Annotated in this window: 5 protein-coding genes; 2 read left to right on the forward strand and 3 right to left on the reverse strand. The window is 60.0% G+C overall.

Features of this window, described 5'->3' with window-relative positions; translation table 11 throughout:
* Positions 1–43: 43 nt before the first annotated feature.
* The 3 genes from dgcA to BHC62_RS25195 all read right to left on the reverse strand — a co-directional run bounded on the left by dgcA (position 44) and on the right by BHC62_RS25195 (position 3697).
* The gene (dgcA, locus tag BHC62_RS25185; protein WP_029296994.1) at positions 44–2104 is read right to left on the reverse strand and encodes a dimethylglycine demethylation protein DgcA; all 2061 of its coding nucleotides are present in this window, start codon (positions 2102–2104) and stop codon (positions 44–46) included.
* Positions 2105–2119: 15 nt separating this feature from the next.
* Positions 2120–2650, reverse strand: a complete 531-nt coding sequence (locus BHC62_RS25190; RefSeq protein ID WP_070996562.1) for a DUF5943 domain-containing protein — start codon at positions 2648–2650, stop codon at positions 2120–2122.
* 69 nt (positions 2651–2719) lie between these two features.
* On the reverse strand, positions 2720–3697 hold the full coding sequence (locus BHC62_RS25195) for a dipeptidase (protein WP_029296997.1): 978 nt from the start codon (positions 3695–3697) through the stop codon (positions 2720–2722).
* A gap of 220 nt (positions 3698–3917) precedes the next feature.
* Here BHC62_RS25195 and BHC62_RS25200 point away from each other — a divergent pair, with 220 nt between their 5' ends.
* Positions 3918–4319, forward strand: a complete 402-nt coding sequence (locus BHC62_RS25200; RefSeq protein WP_070996564.1) for a lysozyme inhibitor LprI family protein — start codon at positions 3918–3920, stop codon at positions 4317–4319.
* A gap of 42 nt (positions 4320–4361) precedes the next feature.
* Positions 4362–4769 (forward strand): DUF3010 family protein, encoded by a 408-nt coding sequence (locus tag BHC62_RS25205; protein WP_029297002.1) that lies wholly within the window; start codon positions 4362–4364, stop codon positions 4767–4769.
* Positions 4770–4959: the final 190 nt, after the last annotated feature.

The raw sequence follows: 4959 nt of genomic DNA on the forward strand, positions 1-4959 counted from the left end.
GCTCCCACATTTTTGACCGAGTCCACATTGGTTCGGTGTTGGGTCAGAAATCCTTGCACAAACGCAGGGCGTCATAGATCGCGGCGTGGGTATTGCGCTGGGCCACACAGTCACCGATGCGGAACAGCAAGTACCCTTCCCCCGGTTCGCTCAGGCACGGTTGCGGCTTGATCGCGAACAACGCTTCGACGTCCATCTGCCCCTTGTTGCGCGCCCCTTGCTTGAGGGCGTAGTAGATTTCTTCATCCGGGCGCACGCCGTTCTCCACCACCACCTGGTCCACCACCCGCTCTTCCTTGGCGCCGGTGTATTCGTTCTCCAGCACGGCTATCAGCTTGTCGCCCTCGCGGTAGACCTTCTCCAGCATCATGTCGCCGGTCATGATCACTTCCTTGGGGTACATGCTGCGGTAGTAAGTCGGGAATGACGTACCGCCGATGGCCACGCCGGGCTTGATGTCGTCGGTGACGATCTCGACCTGGCAACCCTTGTCGGCCAGAAAGTCGGCCACTGACATGCCAGTGAATTCGCAGATGGTGTCGTACACCAGCACGTTCTTGCCCGGCGCCACCTTGCCGTCGAGCACATCCCAACTGCTGACCACCAGGCCTTCTGCCGCGCCCCAGTGTTCGTTCTGCTCGATGAACGGATGCCCGCCCACCGCCAGCACCACCACATCGGGACGCAGGTCGAGGATGGTTGCGGCATCCGCCGCCACGCCCAGGCGCAGGTCGACATTGAGCCGTGCCAGTTCCAGCTGGAACCAGCGAGTGATGCCCGCGATCTGGTCGCGCTGCGGCGCCTTGGACGCAGTGGTGATCTGCCCACCGATAAAGTCTTTTTTCTCGAACAGGGTCACATCATGGCCACGCTCGGCAGCAACCCGAGCGGCCTCCATCCCGGCCGGGCCGGCACCGACCACTACCACTTTGCGCTTGGGTCCGGTGGATTTCTCGATGATGTGCGGTACACCCATGTATTCCCGGGAGGTCGCGGCGTTCTGGATGCACAGTACATCCAGGCCCTGGTACTGGCGGTCGATGCAATAGTTGGCGCCGACGCACTGTTTGATCTGGTCGATCTGGCCCATCTTGATCTTGGCGATCAGGTGCGGGTCGGCCATGTGCGCACGGGTCATGCCGACCATGTCCACGTAGCCGCCTTCGAGGATGCGCGTGGCCTGGTTCGGGTCCTTGATGTTCTGCGCGTGCAGCACCGGGGACTTGACCACTTCCTTGATCCCGGCCGCCAGATGCAGGAACGGCTCCGGCGGGTAACTCATGTTCGGGATCACGTTGGCCAGGGTGTTGTGGGTGTCGCACCCCGAGCCGACCACCCCGATAAAGTCGAGCATGCCGGTGTCGTCGTAGTACTTGGCGATCTGCTTCATGTCCTCGTGGGACAGGCCGTCCGGATGGAATTCATCCCCGCACAAACGGATGCCTACGCAAAAATCTGGGCCGACTTCCGCACGCACGGCCTTGAGCACTTCGAGGCCGAAACGCATACGGTTTTCGAAGCTGCCGCCCCATTCATCGGTCCGTTTGTTGACCCGCGGGCTCCAGAACTGGTCGATCATGTGCTGGTGCACCGCCGACAGTTCCACGCCATCCAGGCCACCGGCCTTGGCCCGGCCTGCAGCGCTGGCGTAGTTGCCGATCACCCGCCAGATTTCTTCCGGCTCGATGGTCTTGCACGTCGCACGGTGCACCGGCTCGCGCACCCCCGACGGCGACATCAGGGTCGGCCAGTTGAAGCCATCCCAACGCGAGCGACGGCCCATGTGGGTAATCTGGATCATGATCTTGGCGCCATGCTTGTGCATCGCGTCAGCCAGGTTCTGGAAGTGCGGGATGATGCGGTCGGTGGACAGGTTCACCGAACTCCACCACTCCTGCGGGCTGTCGATCGCCACCACCGAGGAGCCGCCACAGATCGCCAGGCCAATGCCGCCCTTGGCTTTCTCTTCGTAATACTTCACATAACGGTCGGTGGTCATCCCGCCGTCGGTGGCATACACCTCGGCGTGGGCGGTACTGAGCACGCGGTTGCGGATGGTCAGTTTGCCGATCTGGATCGGCGCAAACATTGCTTCGAAAGCCATGGCACGGTCCTCGGCTTACAACGGCTTGACGGTGAACAGACCGTCGTCATGGCCCTCTTCGGAGCCTCCGTAGACTTGTTCGGCGACGGTGCGGATGTTGCTGCCGCGCGCCTGCAGAATCTGGTCCATGGCGCCGGCAAACCAGCCGGTGAACATGTAGTCGACCTTGCGCCCGACCTTGCCGTACACGTAGACGAATGCCGAGTGTTCGAGCTTGACGCTGGCGATGCCTTTATCCAGGTCGATGTCCTGGATCTTGAACAGGCCCCAACCGCGCTGCGACAGGCGCTTCATGTAGTGCTCGAACACCGCGACGCCTTCCAGGCCGTGGCATTCGGCTTCTTTTTCACACCAGTGCCAGGCGGATTTGTAGCCGGCCTTGTAGAGGATTTCGGCGTAGGCATCAGCGCCCAGCACCTCTTCGATGCCCATGTGGTTGTTGACGAAGAAATGACGCGGTACGTACAGCATCGGCAAGGCGTCGGAGGTCCAGACACCGGTTTCGCTGTCGACTTCGATTGGCAATTGCGGGGCGATCTTGGCCATGGAAACTTAACTCCAGAAAATTCTTGGTAATGCCCCGGCACGAATGGCCGGGGGAGAAAAAACGGTGGCTTATTCGCCCCAGACGTCTTTCAACACGTTGACCCAATTCTCGCCCATGATCTTGCGTACTACGCGCTCGCTGTGGCCGCGCTTGAGCAGGGTCTCGGTCAGGTTGGGGAACTCGCCCACGGTGCGGATGCCCAGCGGGTTGATGATCTTGCCGAAGCTGGTCAGGCGGCGGGCGTAGCCCTTGTCATGGGTCAGCATTTCGAAGAAATCCTGGCCATGGCCCTGGGTGAAGTCGGTACCGATGCCGATGGCGTCTTCGCCGACAATGTTCATGGTGTATTCGATGGCTTCGGCGTAGTCGTCGATGGTCGAATCGATGCCCTTGGCCAGGAATGGCGCAAACATGGTCACGCCGACAAAACCACCGTGGTCGGCAATGAACTTGAGTTCTTCATCGGACTTGTTGCGCGGGTGCTCTTTCAGGCCGGACGGCAGGCAGTGGGAGTAGCACACCGGTTTTTTCGATTCGAGGATGACTTCTTCGCTGGTCTTGGAGCCGACATGGGACAGGTCGCACATGACACCGACGCGGTTCATCTCAGCGACGATTTCGCGCCCGAAGCCCGACAGGCCGCCGTCGCGCTCATAGCAGCCGGTGCCCACCAGGTTCTGGGTGTTGTAGCACATCTGCACCACGCCGACGCCGAGCTGCTTGAAGATCTCGACGTAGCCGAGTTGGTCTTCAAACGCGTGGGCATTCTGGAAGCCGAAGATGATGCCGGTCTTGCCCTGCTCCTTGGCGCGGCGGATATCGGCGGTGGTTTTCACCGGGATCACCAGGTCGCTGTTCTCGCGGATCAGGGTCTGGCTGGCCACGATGTTATTGATCGTGGCCTGGAAGCCTTCCCACACCGACACCGTGCAGTTGGCGGCCGTCAGACCACCCTTGCGCATGTCCTCGAACAGGTCGCGGTTCCACTTGGCAATGATCAGCCCGTCGATAACGATGCTGTCGGCGTGCAGTTCGGCTGGGCTCATCAGGCGTCCCCTTATTGGCGATTCATGCGCCGAATCGTCTGCCGGCGCTTTGGGGCCAGCATATGCCCAGGGACTGAGCGAGCCGGGTGCAAAAACGACAGGGGAATTGCCGAAAGCGTCAATCCACGACAAAGGGTGCACGGACGTGTCTGTCGTGCATCTGTTCTTTGGCCTACGCTTGAGCCAGAATTCGACCCATCCACCGATATGAGAAGGCGCAATGAAACCGATTTTCCTGGCTTTGGCACTCCTCGCCACTGGCGTCCACGCGGCCGAAGACACCGACAGCACCCCGTGTGATGGCATCGAAAACGACAAACAGACCCTGGAATGCGCCTCCTACAACAAAACCACCGCCGAGCAGTTGTTGAAAGACAACTATCAAGGCCTGCTGGAACGCATGGGTTCTACCTACGGCAGCGACAAGACCCAACTGGCGGACATTACCGCTCGTCTGAAGGATGCCCAGCAGAAGTGGGAAAAACTGCGGGATGCCGATTGCGCGGTGGACACCTTCCCGGCAGTGACCGGCACCAAGGCCTACGCCATTGCGCAGAATGACTGCCTGGCGCGGATGAGTGATGAGCGGTCGGAGTTTTTGGAGTCGATTGGCCAGGAATAAGCGACAATCGCGCGCATCCTTTCCTCTGAACCAAGGCTACCCATGACTCTGTGCGGCATCGAAATCAAAGGCAGCGAAGCCATCATCGCCGTTGCCGCCCCGGACCTGACCCACGTCACCATGGCCACCAAGAAAATCGCCCTTGAGGACGATGACGAGGCCGCCAACGTCAAAGCCTTCGCCAGCCAAGTGGCCGCGTTTGTGCGCGATAACGGCATCACCCGCATCGCGATCAAGAAGCGCAGCAAGAAAGGCGAATTCGCCGGCGGCCCGACCACGTTCAAGATCGAAGGCGTGTTGCAGTTGCTGGACGGCGTTGAAGTGACCCTGCTCTCGCCGCAGACCATCAATGCGCAGTACAAGAAGCACAGCTTCGAGCTGCCGGCGACGCTGAACAAATATCAGCATGAAGCCTTTAAAACCGCGTGCTCGGCGTTGGTAAAAAAATAAGCCACCCCATACATCCAATGTGGGAGCTGGCTTGCCTGCGATAGCCATGAGTATCTACACAACTCGCTGATACTTCTGGGCTCTGGGTTTGGGGCTGATGTAGGGGGCATATCCATTGCTGCGGTAACGGCGGCCATGGGTTCCGCTTTTACAGCGGCTCACTTTTGAACAGCGCAAAAGTAAGCAAAAC

The organism is Pseudomonas sp. 06C 126 (genome assembly GCF_001855215.1).
Lineage (GTDB): Bacteria > Pseudomonadota > Gammaproteobacteria > Pseudomonadales > Pseudomonadaceae > Aquipseudomonas > Aquipseudomonas proteolytica.